This window comes from Mucilaginibacter sp. (genome assembly GCF_028288225.1).
Taxonomy (GTDB): domain Bacteria; phylum Bacteroidota; class Bacteroidia; order Sphingobacteriales; family Sphingobacteriaceae; genus Mucilaginibacter.
The window spans coordinates 22753-39706 of sequence record NZ_JAQBOC010000030.1 but is presented as its reverse complement, the minus strand read 5'-3'; the positions used below and the strand labels follow the sequence as shown (position 1 = coordinate 39706).

General features: G+C 39.9%; 17 protein-coding genes. 8 read left to right on the top strand and 9 right to left on the bottom strand.

The window, feature by feature from the left end; genetic code table 11:
* Positions 1–145 precede the first annotated feature (145 nt).
* Positions 146–1480 carry a dihydroorotase gene (locus JWQ54_RS08870; RefSeq protein ID WP_299583255.1) on the top strand — a complete coding sequence of 445 codons (1335 nt, stop codon included), beginning with the start codon at positions 146–148 and terminating at the stop codon, positions 1478–1480.
* Positions 1481–1644: 164 nt separating this feature from the next.
* Here the strand turns inward: JWQ54_RS08870 and JWQ54_RS08865 are convergent, their stop codons facing one another.
* From JWQ54_RS08865 to JWQ54_RS08850, 4 genes are all read right to left on the bottom strand, one after another.
* Complete coding sequence (locus tag JWQ54_RS08865; protein ID WP_299583252.1) at positions 1645–2112, bottom strand: GyrI-like domain-containing protein; 468 nt, start codon at positions 2110–2112, stop codon at positions 1645–1647.
* Positions 2113–2189: 77 nt separating this feature from the next.
* A complete protein-coding gene (locus tag JWQ54_RS08860) occupies positions 2190–2615 on the bottom strand; it encodes an SRPBCC family protein (protein ID WP_299583250.1) in 426 nt (141 codons plus the stop codon).
* A gap of 88 nt (positions 2616–2703) precedes the next feature.
* Positions 2704–3129: an EVE domain-containing protein gene (locus JWQ54_RS08855; protein ID WP_299583247.1), complete on the bottom strand. Its 426-nt coding sequence runs from the start codon at positions 3127–3129 to the stop codon at positions 2704–2706.
* 92 nt (positions 3130–3221) lie between these two features.
* Entirely contained in the window at positions 3222–4223 is a 1002-nt protein-coding gene (locus tag JWQ54_RS08850) for a YafY family protein (protein ID WP_299583244.1), read from the bottom strand.
* A 19-nt stretch (positions 4224–4242) separates the two neighbouring features.
* On the opposite strand from JWQ54_RS08850, the gene JWQ54_RS08845 reads away from it, so the two are divergent.
* The 5 genes from JWQ54_RS08845 (at position 4243) to JWQ54_RS08825 (ending at position 10224) form a co-directional block, all read left to right on the top strand.
* The gene (locus JWQ54_RS08845) at positions 4243–4668 is read left to right on the top strand and encodes a DUF2007 domain-containing protein (RefSeq protein WP_299583241.1); all 426 of its coding nucleotides are present in this window, start codon (positions 4243–4245) and stop codon (positions 4666–4668) included.
* A 324-nt stretch (positions 4669–4992) separates the two neighbouring features.
* A complete protein-coding gene (locus JWQ54_RS08840) occupies positions 4993–6000 on the top strand; it encodes a N(4)-(beta-N-acetylglucosaminyl)-L-asparaginase (protein WP_299583238.1) in 1008 nt (335 codons plus the stop codon).
* Positions 6001–6166: 166 nt separating this feature from the next.
* Complete coding sequence (locus JWQ54_RS08835) at positions 6167–6946, top strand: copper homeostasis protein CutC (protein WP_299583235.1); 780 nt, start codon at positions 6167–6169, stop codon at positions 6944–6946.
* 650 nt (positions 6947–7596) lie between these two features.
* Positions 7597–8988, top strand: a complete 1392-nt coding sequence (locus JWQ54_RS08830; protein WP_299583232.1) for an alpha-amylase — start codon at positions 7597–7599, stop codon at positions 8986–8988.
* 240 nt (positions 8989–9228) lie between these two features.
* The gene (locus JWQ54_RS08825; protein WP_299583229.1) at positions 9229–10224 is read left to right on the top strand and encodes a hypothetical protein; all 996 of its coding nucleotides are present in this window, start codon (positions 9229–9231) and stop codon (positions 10222–10224) included.
* A 9-nt stretch (positions 10225–10233) separates the two neighbouring features.
* On the opposite strand, the gene JWQ54_RS08820 is transcribed toward JWQ54_RS08825, so the two are convergent.
* The 3 genes from JWQ54_RS08820 to JWQ54_RS08810 are packed head-to-tail and all read right to left on the bottom strand — an operon-like array spanning position 10234 to position 11808.
* Complete coding sequence (locus tag JWQ54_RS08820) at positions 10234–11037, bottom strand: class I SAM-dependent methyltransferase (protein WP_299583226.1); 804 nt, start codon at positions 11035–11037, stop codon at positions 10234–10236.
* A 58-nt stretch (positions 11038–11095) separates the two neighbouring features.
* The gene (locus JWQ54_RS08815; RefSeq protein ID WP_299583224.1) at positions 11096–11482 is read right to left on the bottom strand and encodes a VOC family protein; all 387 of its coding nucleotides are present in this window, start codon (positions 11480–11482) and stop codon (positions 11096–11098) included.
* A 23-nt stretch (positions 11483–11505) separates the two neighbouring features.
* Positions 11506–11808, bottom strand: a complete 303-nt coding sequence (locus JWQ54_RS08810) for an RNA polymerase alpha subunit C-terminal domain-containing protein (RefSeq protein ID WP_299583221.1) — start codon at positions 11806–11808, stop codon at positions 11506–11508.
* Positions 11809–11994: 186 nt separating this feature from the next.
* Here JWQ54_RS08810 and JWQ54_RS08805 point away from each other — a divergent pair, with 186 nt between their 5' ends.
* Together JWQ54_RS08805 and JWQ54_RS08800 are read left to right on the top strand one after the other, a co-directional pair.
* The gene (locus tag JWQ54_RS08805) at positions 11995–12336 is read left to right on the top strand and encodes a hypothetical protein (protein WP_299583218.1); all 342 of its coding nucleotides are present in this window, start codon (positions 11995–11997) and stop codon (positions 12334–12336) included.
* Positions 12337–12444: 108 nt separating this feature from the next.
* Positions 12445–12996: a ferritin gene (locus JWQ54_RS08800; protein WP_299583215.1), complete on the top strand. Its 552-nt coding sequence runs from the start codon at positions 12445–12447 to the stop codon at positions 12994–12996.
* Positions 12997–13060: 64 nt separating this feature from the next.
* On the opposite strand, the gene JWQ54_RS08795 is transcribed toward JWQ54_RS08800, so the two are convergent.
* Positions 13061–15028 carry a hypothetical protein gene (locus tag JWQ54_RS08795; RefSeq protein WP_299583212.1) on the bottom strand — a complete coding sequence of 656 codons (1968 nt, stop codon included), beginning with the start codon at positions 15026–15028 and terminating at the stop codon, positions 13061–13063.
* Between the two features lie 117 nt (positions 15029–15145).
* Positions 15146–16861: a beta-N-acetylhexosaminidase gene (locus JWQ54_RS08790; protein ID WP_299583210.1), complete on the bottom strand. Its 1716-nt coding sequence runs from the start codon at positions 16859–16861 to the stop codon at positions 15146–15148.
* Between the last annotated feature and the right edge of the window lie 93 nt (positions 16862–16954).

The window sequence follows — 16954 nt, the reverse complement described above, 5'->3', positions numbered from 1 at the left end:
TAATGAACAAAAACAGCAATACATACTTAAAAATCACCGTTTTATGTAAACAAAACTAAAAACGCCTTTTTTTTAAAAACATCGAAATCGACGCTTTCGAAAAAAAAGGAGTTTTTAGAAGTTACCTAAAGACTATCTTTGCCTTATGAGCTCAATTCTTATAAAATCGGCAACAATAGTTAATGAAAATCAGCAGTTTATTGCTGATGTTTTGGTGAAAGATGGCTTTATTGATCGGATTGATAAACAAATTGATGCCGTTGCCGATAAGGAGATCAATGCCGAAGGCTTATATCTTTTCCCCGGCTGTATTGACGACCAGGTACATTTCCGTGAGCCGGGCCTAACTCATAAAGCAACTATCTACTCTGAGTCAAGAGCGGCAGTTGCCGGCGGCATAACTTCATTTATGGAGATGCCAAATACAGTTCCTAATACGCTCACACAACAATTGCTGCAGGATAAATATGATATAGCCGCAAGAACCTCGCTGGCCAATTACTCGTTCTTCATGGGTGCATCAAATGATAATATTGATGAGGTATTGCGCACAGATACAAGCAGTGTTTGCGGTATAAAGGTTTTTATGGGATCGTCAACCGGCAATATGTTAGTGGACGATCTTAATACGCTCGAAAAGATCTTTGCACAGTCGCCTATGCTGGTTGCCACGCATTGTGAGGATGAGGCCACTATAAAAAGCAATCTTGAACACTACAAACAATTACTGGGCGAAAACATTCCGGTAAGGCTGCACCCTAAGATCCGCAGCGCCGAGGCCTGTTATAAATCCTCGTCAATGGCAGTCGACCTGGCAAAAAAACACAACACCCGGCTGCATATTTTACATCTCTCAACCGAAAAAGAAACTTACCTATTTGATAACTCAGTTCCGCTAAAGGATAAAAGAATAACCGCCGAAGCTTGTATCCATCACCTTTGGTTTACCGACAAGGATTACGAAACCAAAGGCAACCTGATAAAATGGAACCCGGCTGTAAAAACTGCGCACGACCGCGATGGCATTTTAAAAGCGGTGCTTAACGGCCGTATTGATGTAATAGCAACCGACCATGCCCCACATACTTTGGAAGAAAAATCATTGCCCTATCTGCAAGCTCCTTCCGGCGGACCATTGGTACAGCATGCTTTGCCTGCGATGCTTGAATTATTTCACCAGGGAAAAATTAGCTTAGAGCAAATAGCTGAAAAAATGGCGCATAATGTTGCTGTTTGCTTTCAAATAGAAAAACGGGGTTTTATCCGCGAAGGCTACTGGGCCGACCTTGTGCTGGCAGATTTAAATGCCCCGTGGAAAGTAAATAAGGACAATATATTATACCAATGCAAGTGGAGCCCGTTTGAAGGCACTATTTTTAAATCGAAAATCGCCTATACCATTGTTTCAGGGAAGGTTGTGTGGGCTAATGGAAGTTTAATTGAACATGAAGCCGGTAAACGACTGAGCTTTATCAGATAATTCGTTATAGTTAAATTTCAACGAATTAAAATCCGTTGTTACAATATTGTCCGAGGCGACACCTCTGGTTTCTTCCTGGGTTAAAATGTAATTGTTTTTTTGAGCCAAAGGCTCGGCTGGTTTTGTAGGGATGGGTTGAAACCCATCCCTTTATAAATTCGTCTCTATTTAACTGCCAAATAAATCCTCGATTCTGTTTCTTCAAAGCTTTTTGGATCTGCTTTATAAAAATCATAATCAGCGGTATATTTCCTGTCTATATCACTTGTCCAGATCTGTTGCCACGCTTCGCCAATATTGGCGGGAAACTGGCCTTCCAAATAGTAAACCTGGTACTTATCTGCAGGTATAGTTATGCCGATAAACCCGCCAGGAATATTATCCAAAGAATTAACCTTGCAACCTAATACTGCGGTATGAGCACCGGTATGATCTGTCTCGTAATCCGTATAGACGCAATACATATCATCGGTTAGCCTGCCCGCAATTTGTTGCATCATGTTCCCGGTTGTGAACTTTGTCCATAGCCCGCCAATGTCTTTTTGCGATTGCCCGTTTTGATTGGTTGTTCTTACTGAAATGCCGGTAAGATAGAATTGATTTTGGCTGGATATTTCGGTTTTGGCTATCATTACTATAAGTTATATTGACATATAAAAAACATTCAATGAATTATTTATAAAGATCAATTAAATAATTACATAAACAATTATTTTTCAATAATTTTTTTCAATTCACCAAAAACAGATTGCCAGTTTTGCTCAGAATGATCCATCGCTTCCTGGTTTTTAACGCCATCCTGGGTTATGATCAGGGTAGTTTCGCCACCTGTTTCGCTTAGTTCATAAGTGATGTTACTATAATTTTCAGGCTTATTTTCTGTCCCACCCATACTGCTCCAATAAGTGTACTTCAATAATTTTGGCGCATCAATATCCAGGATTATTCCGCCGTCCTCATATTTATGTCCTTCCCATTCACCGCTGAAAGTTATCGGATCACCAACCTTCCAGTCGGATTTCAAATGTGTTCCAAAAAAATATTGTTCTACAATGGCAGGGTCAGTAAGCCCTTTCCAAACTTCGGCAATAGGGGCCTTAAAGTTGATGGTTGTGTTTAATGTTAATGTGCTCATGTTTTAGTTGATTAAGTTAGATTATGTTGATTGGGTTGATTAAGTTTTTCTTTATGGGTGGTGACTGCTTTTTAACTCAATCAACCACTCACCCAATCAACTTAATCAACATTTTATTTCTGATTAGTTTGAAATCACTCTCCGGGATCCCAAAAAATCCAAAGCGAAATTGATAGCCCCACGAGGTTTTATTTTTTATAAAATCCAGTTTATTTATAAGCGGGGTAATTGGTGTTTCCCTGCTTTTAAAATATTTAATGTTCCTGCGGTATGGAATGAAATCCGCTGTCATTTTGTGTTGATAGATCTTATCATCAGTAACCTGGGCAATTGCGGTAAACGCCTGGCAAGGCTCATTTCCTGAAAATGTTTGTTTGGGCGAATAAAATATTACCCAATCATCAGCACCCATTCGTTTTAAAGGCCCTTGCTTGCCATGATTAGCCTGCATAAAACCACCCTCAACGCCATGGGCAATATGATCTTTTGAAACTACTACTATCCAGTAATGCATAACGATGCAATTTAAAATGTGTAATGGACCGTTTAAAAACGGTTGCTTTGTTTGTTTACACAAATTAAACAATGGCTAATGACAGCCCTATGTCAGTAGGAATTTGTTAATTGAAGATTTTTTTGAGCTATTGCGGAGGCTATGTTCCCTACTCTTTCTTTTAAGCTATCAGGGCTTATAATTTCGGCCTGGTCGCCAAACATCATAAACCAGCGGGCAAAGCCTTCTAAAGATGTTGTGAGAAATGTCATTTCTATTTGGTTGCCTACGTTTTTTTCAGAAATAAAACCACTATAGTACTTCTGATATTCAAGGTGCCTGCACACTGCTTTATCAACCCGCATTATCACCATATCCAGTTCCTGCTCTTTAACGGTTTGGGCAATGTAAGCTTTCAACGTTGGATGTTTGCTGGTAAAAGTTCTGCCTGTAACTTCAATATGGTTTATTCTGTCTATCCGGAAATCGCGGTATGCGGCCCGTAATAAACAATAGGCTATCAGGTGCCAGTAGCTATCCTTATAAAAAATACCTATTGGTTCAACATCTCTTTTGGTATGCTCCTGGCTGTGGTTGGCAAAATAATTAATATGCAATACACTTTTTTGGGCGATGCTATTTAGCAAGGTCTGAATGTGATCTTTATTATCAACACGAAGCTGGCTATGGCTTCTAAGCACTTCAATATTACCATCAATATCTTCCAGTAAGTTTTTCTCAGCAGTTTTTAATATTGCCTTAATTTTATACATGGCCGATTTATGGTGCTCAGTAGTTGAGGCATCAGTAAGTTTCTCGACAAACTTTTCGGCGGTTAAAAAAGCGGTGGCTTCTTCTTTGGTAAACATCACAGGCGGCAAACGGTATCCATCAACAATAGAATATCCAACTCCCGCCTCTCCTATTATCGGAATTCCCGCTTCTTCCAATGTTTTTACATCCCGGTAAACAGTGCGCAAGCTTATATTGAACCGCTCGGCTATATCACTGGCTTTAACCACCCTTCGCGATTGTAATTGAATTAATATAGCCGAAACTCTGTCAATACGGTTCATGTCATCCAAATTAAATAAAAACCCGGTATCTTCGTACAAAATTTATTATTTTGCATAAATGAATGCCGACGAAGATAAAATAATAACATTTGAATCGTATTACGATCCAATGCTTGCGCATATTATCCGCAGCCGGCTTGAGGCCAATGGGATTTCCTGTTTTATTGCCGATGAAAATATAGTTATGGGCAACCCCATTTATAACCAGGCGGTTGGTGGTGTAAAGTTAAAAATTTTTGAAAAGGATATAGAAAGATGCCGTGAAATTTTAGCAAGCGAAGGCGATCTGCATGAAAGTGATCATTTTGAAATAGATGATGAAAATAACACCTATGTGGTATGCCCTTATTGTGCTTCAACCAACGTGAGCAATATTACCGAAGGCAAAGATAGCGGGCTTTTAAATACACTGATGAACCTGGCAAATCCGTTTCACAGCCAAAAAAACTGGCATTGCCATAATTGCCAGCAGAATTTTGAATAGTATCTAAACCCCGGCTATGCAGAGCTTATGGTTAAGGATGCTCAAAAAACTATGATTGCTAATGGAGAGTCGCAGCAGCAAATAAACCAGCATTCGGTAATGGTAAGCAAGCAGTTCAACTGGCGCCCAGGTGATGATGGCAATAGTTGGCCAGTTTGTTACCGGCCTTATAATCTCATTAATTATTGGTTTATTTATTAGAACAAAAAGCCAGGATAGGAATGCTAAAAATGACGACTTAACTAAGGGTCGCCCTATAAAAATTCAATTGTATCAATAAAGATACATTAAGCGTTATGAAACCTAATTTCTATATTAGCGGTTATGTATAACCGCCGTAACTTTATAAAAATATCGGCTGCTGGTGTTTCATTAGCGGCATTATCAACATCAAAAATTGCAAGGGCAGCTATTCCCGCTGCTTTTTCTGGTGTTCCTGTTGTTATTTCAACATGGGATTTCGGAATTGTTGCCAATAAAGAAGCCTGGAAAACACTTGAAAAAGGCGGCAGGGCTTTGGATGCTGTTGAAGCCGGCGTGAGGATCCCGGAGGCAGACATGAACAACCATACTGTCGGCAGGGCCGGTTATCCTGATCGTGACGGCCATGTTAGCCTTGACGCCTGTATAATGGATGAATTTGGTAATTGTGGTTCTGTAGCAGCTATGGAGGGTATTGCGCACCCAATATCTGTTGCGCGGCTGGTAATGGAAAAAACTCCGCATGTAATGCTTGTTGGCGATGGGGCCACCCAATTTGCTATTGAACAAGGGTTTAAAAAAGAGAAATTACTCACTCCCGAATCAGAAAAAGCTTGGAAAGAATGGCTTAAAACAGCCAAATATTCCCCGGTAATGAATATTGAGAACAAGCAGCATGCTCCTGGCAATAAATATAATCATGATACCATAGGCATGCTGGCCATTGATGCCAAAGGTAATATATCAGGCGCGTGCACTACCAGCGGGATGGCATTTAAAATGCATGGCCGTGTTGGTGACAGTCCAATAATAGGTGCGGGCCTATATGTTGATAATGAAGTTGGAGGTGCAACCTCTACCGGGGTTGGCGAAGAAGTGATCCGTAATGTGGGCAGCTTTTTAGTTGTTGAACTAATGCGCCAGGGATATTCTCCTGAAGATGCCTGCAAAGAGGCTGTTAAACGTATTATAAAAAAGAAGCCCGATACTGCTAAAGATATCCAGGTTGGTTTTTTGGCTCTCAATAAAAAGGGAGAATATGGCGCATTTGCCATTCAAAAAGGTTTTTCATTTGCAGTTTGCAATGCCGACAAGCAAGATCTGCTGATTCCTGGTAAAAGCTTTTATTGATTGTTGAGGTGGTTTATAGTTAATAATTCACGGTTGAAGGATGCGCAAATATTAACTGCAAACTAAAACTATTCACATCAATATTTCGTTAAAAATCATTTATAAAAGTTCTAATTTTCAATTAATTAAAAGTTTATAGTTGGCCTAACTACAAACTACATGAAATATGAGTAACACTGAACCGTCAACCATAGGCTATCCCGTTTCACTCGAAGTGTGCGCCAATTCGGTAACATCTGCATTAGCGGCACAAAATGGCGGGGCTGTTCGTGTTGAGCTTTGCGAAAACTTATTTGAAGGCGGAACTACTCCCAGCCACGGGGAAATATTAATGGCCCGTAAGCTTCTTCATATTAAATTATACGTATTGATAAGACCGCGCGGTGGTGATTTTTTATACACCGACCTGGAGTTTAATATAATGATGGCCGATATCAGGTACTGCATTGAGGCCGGTTGTGACGGAGTGGTAATTGGTATGCTTAATGAAGATGGCACAATTGATAAGGCACGCTGCGCCGAAATGATTTCCCTTGCTAAACAATGGGGTTTAGGTGTAACCTTTCATCGTGCATTTGATATGTGCGCTGATCTTTTCCAAAGCATGGAAGATATTATTGAGCTGGGATGCGAACGCATTTTAACATCAGGCGGTAAAAGCACTGCAATGGAAGGGGCATATAATATAGCCCGCCTTATAAGTAAAGCTGCAAGCCGTATAACAATAATGCCCGGAAGCGGTGTAAATGAAGCCAACGTTGCCGACCTGGTGCGTTTTACCGGCGCAACTGAAGTCCATTCATCAGCCAGGGTACATGTGCTGAGCAAAATGAAGTATAAAAATGAACACATTATTATGGGCGATACTGTTGGAGATGAATACAGTAATGATGTAACGGATGCCGTGCGGGTGAGTGAAATTATAAAACTTGCCAATACGCTTTGATAAACTGAATGGCATTTATAAACACCCGGTTCTGCTCAAAATCTAATTCAAAAATTCAAAATCGCGCAGAAAATCAGCGTGTTGTCTCCCTCGTAAATTCCATCAAAGACAAATCCGGGGCCTCTTTCCGGGAACGTTACCGTAAATTGAATTAACTACAAGTAAAAAACAGTTAGTGTATTTTGTACATGTATTTTAAGGATAAAGATCATTTAAATTATAAGCACCCGACAAAATCCAATTTAATTAACGTGCAACTATCAGAAATAAAAGTTTCTCAATAATTAATATTCACAAAAAACATAATTCAGAATTAATTTCAATATTTACTAAAAATCAATTTGCAATTATTATTCATTACTGTAACTTAGTTTCAACGCGTAGCTTACGCCAATTACTAAACCAATTACAATACTTATACCCTGTTCTGTTTATATTAAAAAATTGATTTGGCTTAATCGCCACTTAAATAATACGGCTTACTTATTTGCATGATTTTGTTGTGCCTATAAATTCGGTTGAGTTTATTTAAAACAGGCTTATTAATGTAGTAATTATACCTGATGCTTTGCATTATGCTCCGGGAACGTTCCCGAAGCAATGAGAAAGACAATTAAAACCAATTGTAAATATTATTTAAAACCAAAATTATGAAAAAACAATTCTACAAGCTAAGTCAGGCGTTCCTTTTCCTGGTACTGCTAACCTTTTCACAATGTAAAAAAACAGATGTGAAAGCTACCGCGCCGGCGGTTGACATTAAGATCAAAAACACTTCATCATTTGCGGCCCCCGGTCCTGGCGGCGGTGTATTAATGCAGGCTTTTTACTGGAATACGCCTGCAGGATCATGGTGGACCACTGTTAACGGCAAAATAGCAGCATGGGACGCCGCCGGAATCTCGGCCATATGGCTGCCACCGGCAACAAAAGGACAAAGTGGCGGCTCAAGCATGGGCTACGATCCCTTCGATTATTTTGATTTTGGCACTTATAATCAAATGGGATCGGTAACTACCAGGTTTGGCAATTTAACCGACCTTAATACATTAATCTCAAACGCACATAGCCATAATATACAAGTATATGCAGATATGGTATTGAACCACAGCAGTGGCGGCGCTTTAGAGGCAAACCCATACACTGGTACAAACACATATACCAAATTTATTCCGCTTTCAGGTAAATTCCCAAGAACATATAGCGACTTTCATCCCAACAATATTCATGCTTCTGATGAAGGTGCATTTGGCGGGTTTCCAGATCTGTGCCATGCCCAGGCCAACGTTTCTAATTGGGTTTACAATGCTACCTACAGCATGTCAAGGTATTATAAAAACACCATGCATTATGATGGATGGCGTTTTGACTATGTGTTAGGCTATGGCGCTTGGGTTGTTCAAAACTATGTAAATAGCGTTGGTGGTTTTGCCGTAGGCGAAGACTGGGATGGCAACGCAGCAAATTTGCAAAACTGGGTAAATGCTACCGGCGGTACCTCTTCGGCATTTGACTTTGCCTGCTTCTACGCCATGCATTCAGCATTTGATAGTAATGACCTTACGCACCTTAATGACGATATGTTATTGAAGAGGAACGCAGCTAAAGCAGTAACCTTTGTATCTAATCATGATACCGATATCATCGGGAATAAATATTCGGCCTATGCCTATATTATGACCCATGAAGGCTACCCTTGCGTATTTTATAATGACTATGAGACATGGCTTACTAAAAGCCGGATGAACAATTTAATCTGGATCCATAGAACGCTAGCGGGCGGCACAACTACCAATTTATATTCCGCCAGCGATCAATACATCGACAGGAGAAATGGTTACGGTGCTGCGCCGGGTGTAATTGTTTATTTTAACGGAACCGATTACTGGCAACAGCAATGGGTAACTTCCAATTGGGCAAATAAACAGATCAAAGAATATACCGGGGTTTCAAGCTGGATCCAAACAGTAGCTGCTGACGGTCGTGTATTGATCCAGGCACCGCCGCATGCTTATTCAATCTGGTCAGTTACAGGTTATTGATAATATTAATTCTAAGGTTATGTCAACAGTAGTAAACTTAAAATCCTAAAATAAAATTCAGTCTTTGTGATCTTTGTGCCTTCTTAGCGACCTCTGTGGTTAATTTTAAACTGCTAAGGGCGCAAAGAGAAGGCACAGAGAAACACGGAGTATTCGTTACCCGTAATTTAAGCCTTAAGGTATTTTATAATTTTACTTTTGATATAACCTTTTTAAACACCCACAATCCAAATCTCCAATATGAAGCTACCCCTGTTACTCATTTTTACTACCACTTTATTTTATAGCTGCACAAACAATAATAAAAAGTCACTAAGCAATGCAAATGAATTAGCCTACAATGCTGATAATATAAACACTGGCGCATTAAATGTAGAACCTGCCCTTACGGGAGATATAAAACAACAGGAATTAAGTGCGCAACTCAAGCTTTCAAATATCGCGTCAAAAGACCTGGAAATGCAGGAAATTGCCATAAGCACAATTGATGGTTCCCATTCATTACCTACATCAGCATTCACGCCTTTTTTATTGAAGCAGGGAAGTGATACCACCTTAACATTAAAATTCAACCCCTATAATAATTATAAGCTTTACCAAATCACCGGAATGCATGGAAGTTTTAAGCCAACTTATAATTTTTCCATCACCTATAAAGTAACAGGCAGCGATCGCACATCAACTTTATCGCTAAAAGCTACAGCAGAAAAAAGTGAGTACCTGGCTTACCTTAAAAAATATGTAAAGCCTGTAATCGGTTATTCTTTCAATACAGATGGAGGGTTCTCCGAAAATCAAAGGAAATATCTCGAAACTTTAAAACAACTTCCGCAGCCCCCATTCCTGTTTTTAACCAACCAGGAAATTGCTATTTCCGGCCTTAACTTCCGTTTTAAAAACTACTATCAACAGGATACGTTGCATGCTGATTTGCTTATTGTAAATCATTCTAATTTCGTTGTGAAAATAATTCAGGATGCTTTTGACATTACCGCTGAAGACAAATTATCTCCGGGAGATGTTAAAACGATTAGCATTGAAAAAGTCTCCGGGACGCAGCAGAATCTATCCATGCTGGAAAAAGGCGACAGGGTGTTGATCCATTTTAAAAAGCATATCAAACTAAAGGCGCCTGGAAAAGAGAGTCTACAGCTTAATTTAGCTAAGGTTTTTATGGTTAAAGGAGATAAAGCTTTGTTTGCTGAAGATCTTGAGCTATTGCCGGAAAATTTTTGAAATGACTCATTATATAACAGGAATTGCAGTTTTCCTTTCGGCAACAATAAAAAGGTAATCACCCAAATCATTTTCATAGGTCTTCTTTATGTTAATGAATTGGCCGCTTTCCAGATCAGCGTGAAGCTTCGACAGGCCAGCTTCTACTTCTGTTGCATTGGACAGTGCTGCAAATGAGGAGATCCCTTTTCTTATCTCCTCATTTAAATAAAGGGCAGGTCTGTGTTTCCCCGTATATAGAAAGTTATCCTGCAGGTCATCTTTTACAAAGTATTTTTCAGTAGTTGCAATTTCAAAGCCTGCTTTTGTGAGCGCATCATTAATGAGATCGAATGATGGCATTTGAGCTATAGCAGAACTAAGCATTCCTGGAAAATAATGATTAAGCCAGTATCCCTCCATTTGTTGACGAGTAGCGGTAAAGATAACCAGCCTGGCACCCAGCTTTGTCGCCCTGTAAATTTCTTTTAGTGATTGATTAAGGTTTGCCCAATGGTGAATGGTAAGCGTAGCAATAGCGCTATCAAAACTGTTATCTTCAACCGGTATTTGCTCCGCAGTTCCCTGCAGCCAGGTAATTCGTTCATTTCGTTTTCGTGCTTCTTTCAGCATTGCTTCCGAAGGTTCTACCCCTACAAAGTCTAAACCCTGATTTGCAAGTGCGATGGTATAATTTCCTGTGCCGCACCCAATGTCCAGGTATAGCTTATCGGGTTTAGGTTCTAAAAAATGCAAAAGACGGCCAACTAAAAATGGGTCAGCCTGTCTTGTTGCATTATAGCTTGTACCGATGGTGTTGTATATTGTTTCCATTGTTGTGAATACTAATATACAGATGTTTGGTTTAGGCTTATGATATATTGAAGGATATTTATCCCTCCTTCAGCACCGATAAAATATTTCCGGCAGGATCTTTAAACCAGGCAATATCCGGACCCATACCATTACCGCGCATAATACCTTTTTCGTCGGTTTTTATATCACCAAAATCATAATGCTCAAATTTAACTCCGGCTTTGGTCAGCTCATCTACTGCTTTGTCAACATTAGCTACCGCAAAGTTTAGAATAGTAAATGTTGCGGGCTCATGATTCGGTTTAGGGTAAACGATAATGTCTGTTCCGCCAGATATTTTCAGGGTCATTATCCCCATATCATTTTCAGAAACATTGATACCGAGCGTTCCATTATAAAATTCTTTTGCTTTTTGCATGTCGTTTACTGAGAAACCACTGAATGCTTTTGTGTCTTTAAACATAATTTAATTGGTTTGGGGGAGTTTTATTTCCCTTTGTTCTTAAATGATAATCCTTCGGCAGCTAACGCAGCCTGCAATTTGGGGATTGAAGCCGGCCCCATCCCATGCAGCTTTAAAATATCAGCTTTGGTAAATTCTGAAAGCTGTTTCACAGTTTTTATCCTGTTGTTCTCCAATGCTCGTCTTGCAGGTGCTCCAAGTAATGAAAGGAAACCTTCTACCGGTTTACCTTCCTGTTCGCAAATCGGGCATGTTGGGCAATCGCTGCTTTTGTAATATTTATGGCCATTGTCGCAGGTTCTCAAGCTTTTATTTGAATCCGGCATTTTACAATTAATTAATAATAAACAAATTTAGCGGCCTTAAACCGGCTATAAGAGGTGTAAACGTGCCAATTTACTATACAAATTACGCCACCAACTTGTTTTATATACCTCAAAACCAGCGAGAGACGAATAATCTGCCCGGTTTAACAAATTCGTGTATAAATAATAATACCTTTACGGTCTTACATGGAAGAAAGAAAATACTTAACTACCTGGAAAAGATATATCCCGGTAATTCGTTTGCATTTAAAAAGAAGCCTTAACGAAGAACAGCAGTTTAAATTAAACATCACTGATTTTGAATCTGCAGGTGATCGCGGAAAATCAGGCTACACCTTCAATATAGCTTTAGAGAATGGCAAAGTGACCAACAACATCAGCGGATCAGCAGTTGCACGCGACTTGTACGAAGCTTTAAAAGATGACGAAGCCATAAAAGCCATGCTTCAAAACAGGAGCATAAAAATAAGCGTGGGTAAGTCATTCGTCCTCAGCATAAAAAACAATCATATTTCTGCTTATAAATAAGCCTTTCCAATTTTTATATCTAAATATAACGCCATAATTATTTGTGGGGCGATTAAGATATAATAAACATTTTCCCGTGCTATTAGTTTAGTGTTTAAATAAATCCTTATGAACACTAACCGACTTTCTGATCCGCTTGCAAAAGCCCTGAACGATCAGATGACCAATGAAGCGCATAATGCACAGATCTATCTCAGTTATGCAGCATGGGCCAGCAATAATGGCTATGATGGTATTGCTAACTTCCTCTTTCGTCATTCAAACGAGGAACGCAATCACATGATGAAAGTCCTGGAATACATTTTAAAAAGAGGCGGAAAAGTAGTGGTGACGGCAATCCCGGAAGCAGGCCCCGATCCTGTGAGTGTAAATGACTGTTTTGAAAAGGTATTTAATTCGGAAGTAGAAAACACTTCAAAGATTTACAGTATTGTTGACTTGAGCCTGCTTGAAAAAGATTGGGCAACCTGGAATTTTATGCAATGGTTTGTAAAGGAACAAACAGAAGAAGAAACAATGGCTCTTGATCTGCTTGCCAAGATTAAAAAGGCAGGCGGTGCAACAGCTAATGACGATGCCCTCTACAATCTTGACAATGACCTGGGTAAAACACCTGACGACGCAATTTTAGCCCAGGATACCAGTGTAGAGAATCCATAAAAATCATAAAATCAGTTAAATACACCCTGCCGGTCTTATAAACAGCAGGGTGTTTATATTCCGGCTACTGGCTTATTAACGTTGCATAACATGTAGCCGGTAATTTAAAGTTCACCCCTCCATTTTTTACTTGTAACAGATGGCCTTGTTTCATGTTTAATGTCTTACTGGTGATATAAACATTCAGTTGCTTTACACCGGCAGGCAAACCTGTTAAGGTTACCTGACGTGTGGTGCCGTTATTTACTATATGAACAGCATAGGTACCCTTAGTATTATCGCCCAAAGCTGCACATGAAATCTCAGATTTGTCGCATGTTATGGGCATGGCAAATAATCCTTTTGGCGTTATTGATAATTGCTTAAGGTTCCAGAATCTTTGACCGGGGTGCAGCGGTTCATTATTTCCAAAAATACCACCGCCGATCAGGGGTGAGTAATCTGCCGTTAATTGCCATTGCAATATGGATCTGGGCTGGCAAATTGCTAATAGCCGGGTATATAAGTTTATTTCCTCCAGTGCGTAGCTTTGCTCCTGGAAAATATCCGGGTAGTTCCATGCTGCAGCATCTATACTTCCCTCGCCAACAATCAGGGGAACATTCAGTTTCTTTGCAGCATCGGCCCATTTTTTCAATGTTGCATTATCCCATCCCCGCCACGAGTGAAAGGAAACCGCGCCTATGTATGGCCTGGCAGCAGCATCATTCATCGCAGGGTCAATAAAATTATAAGTTGTAGCATCAGAGTTATCGCCAAGCAGCATTTTTGTTTTAAGGCCATGAGCAACAAAATAAGCGCCGCATCCTTTTATAAAATTATCATGCTCCTGTGCAGTTACACGAACATTGATCCCGAGATCAGATTCGTTGAACGAAAACAGTTTCACTTCTGTGCCGTATTTGTTTTTCAGGTAGATGATATAATCGGCAATTGATTTATATATGGCATCCATATTTTCCTTGTTGAGCTTATTACCCCAAATGCCATTTACAGGGCGAAAGTTCAGCTTACCCTCAGCGGCCCAATTTGGCGGAAACCATGCAGAAAGGATAATCGGGATACCCATGCTATCCAAGCGGTGCGCCATTTCCATCGCTTTTTTAACAGCCGGGTTTACTTTACCGGAATCTGCTGAAGCTATAGGATCAACATCCTTATCAGGTTGCCAAAATCGCCATGGCATTTCAACTCTGCCCCAGGCCACACGCAGATTTTGCAGGCAATAATCGATAACCTGGGGATCCATTTTAGGGTTTTGCAGCCGGAAATTCCCGCCAAGACCCTCAAACGCCCGACCTTGCTGAGTGGTATTTAAGGCAAGATTAACCGGGGTTTCATCTACATCCCCGGATGCCTCTATCGTGAATTGCTTTGCAACTACCTCGCCATTTTTCACATCGCCAAGCTTTATGGGGATGTATAACAGTAATTTATTATGGATAGAATCCATCCTCACCATAATCAGGGACTTCTCACCTGGTTTAACACTTAATTTACGTTTAGGCGTTTCAAACTCAATTTCCTTTGCATTGTCATCATATTCAGCGGCGGCAGCCTTAATAAAATGATCAAGCTCGCGTTTATCACCATCCGAGTAACGGAGATCTGCGTTTAAAAACACATTAGGCAGCGTTACGCAGAAATAGACACCTTGTAATATGGTATCCTTATGCGATGTCATTTGTATGGTTACCTTTATTTTTCCGGCGCCATCATCGTTAACGTTCTCCTTAAAAAATAAACTATCTATCCTTGTTGTAATCTGTTGCTCTTCGTCACTAACGCGCTTATAATGTGGCTGCTGCATTTCTTTAGCAGTTGAGGTTACATGCTTGCTATTGGTGTTGACAACTTTAATGCTCGATTCAAAATCAAAAAGCTGTCCGTGTTTGCGAATGCCGGTTAAATTACCCCAGGGTTCAACTTCAACCTGGCTGTAGGCATCATTTGCAAATGCCATTAGTATTATAATAACGGCCAGTAAGGTTACCGGCTTGTGTCTTTTAGTATTAGTGCAGCTGCTTTTCAAAATGATATCGCTTAATAAGTATTACTTTAATTTAAACAGTTAAAAGTAATGCTATTATGCATCAATATTTAATGAAAATAGTGAAAAACATTAAGCCAAATTTTACAAATAGTCCCTTTAGCGGTGCTTTGTTTTTCGCTTGCCGGATGTTTTTGTATGATGTGGTTTTAATATGGCTTTTGCATGATTACCCTTTATATGCCGTTCACGCAAAGTCAATTTGTGCCCACGTTTATGACGTTTCCCTTTAACAGCCGGCTTTACAATTTTTGGGGCAAAATCAATAGCTTCGGGATGTGCTGCAGGATCTAAAGAATCGTAGTAATAGATCCCGGCCTTATCATATAGTACAAAATCAGATCGTAATCTTTCATTAAATGAATTTTCATCTTTGGCTGCCGAATCTGTCCATGCGGCTTCTGCAAGTGCAGCCATACGGGGAAAGACCATAAAATCCAATCGTTTTTCCGAACCCACAAGTTCTGTCCAGATGTTTGCCTGGATGCCAAGTATTTGACTTGACTGTAATTGATCAGCCGGGAATTCCTTGTAAGGGAAATTATAAACGCTGCTTACGCTGTTAAAAGTTCCGTTCCATTTACGGCCCGAAACATGACTTTTATTCTGCACAAAATCAAAATATAGCGGGAGTCGCGGACAAAGTACCACCTGGTATTTTTTTTGGAGCGCCAGCTGTAATTGCGATGGAACATTTTGACGCCACCAAAATACAATTGTTTTATCAGCAGGCAGGTCGGTTTCAGCAGCTTCATCCCAGCAAAGGATCTTATCATTCATACCGATAACAGTATCAGCCATGCGGCGAAAAAAGTAATGCTCAAGATCGGCAAGTGAAGTAAACCTGTTTTTCGCCATTAAGTCCATAATAGCGGGTTTGCCTGCCCAGGCCTGGATGCCCAAAGCCACTTCATCACCACCCAAATGGATCATTCCTGCCGGGAATAATGAATTTGTTTCTTTAAGGATATCAGCCAGAAACTGGTATGTTTTCTCATTTGCCGGATCGAATGTAAAGTTGGGGTACTTATTAATGCTGCCACCGCTATATTCCGGATAGGCCTTATTAGCAGCTGTTGCATGGCCGGGCATATCAATTTCGGGGATTACAGTTATAAACCGCTCGGCTGCGTATGCCACAACCTCTTTAATATCGGCTTGTGTATAATACTTTGCTTCAGCCAGTGAATCAGTTTTGTTACCTATTCCTCCAACAGAAGTTAATTTAGGATATTTTTTAATTTCAATCCGCCAGCCATCAACGTCTGTAAGGTGCCAGTGAAACTTATTCAGCTTGTAAAAAGCCATCCAATCCAGCAATTGCTTTACCTTTTCTTTACCGAAAAAGTGGCGCGATTCATCCAGCATAAAACCCCGCCATTGAAATCTCGGGGCATCATTTATTTCGCCGGTTGTTAAATTAACTATGGCACCAACCGGCTGCGTCTTTATCATTTGAATTAATGAAACCAACCCGTAAAAAATACCCTCGTTGCCTGATGACGTAATTGTTATTTTATTTGATTCGATCTTTAACGTGTATGAACCGGGTAATTCGTCTTTTTTTACCAATTGAAGGTCTATCAATGCTTTTACCTCATTCGGATCAATCTCAATAACCATCCCGTTTGTTTTTTGCAGCTCTTTTTGCAGATAATAGGCTTGTGGAAGCAATGAGTTGCTATTCATACCAATAATAGTATTGCTGTTTAATTGAAACTGCCCGTTAGTCTTTATAATTGATTTCGGCAATGGGATGATACTAATATTTTGTGCCGATAGAAAAAATGGCGATAAAAGAAACAGAATGGACACTAATTGAGTGAACACTAATTTCACGAATTGATTCGAATTGCACGAATTTTGGATGGCGGGGTTATTTGATCTTTGAGTGGACACGAATCTCAC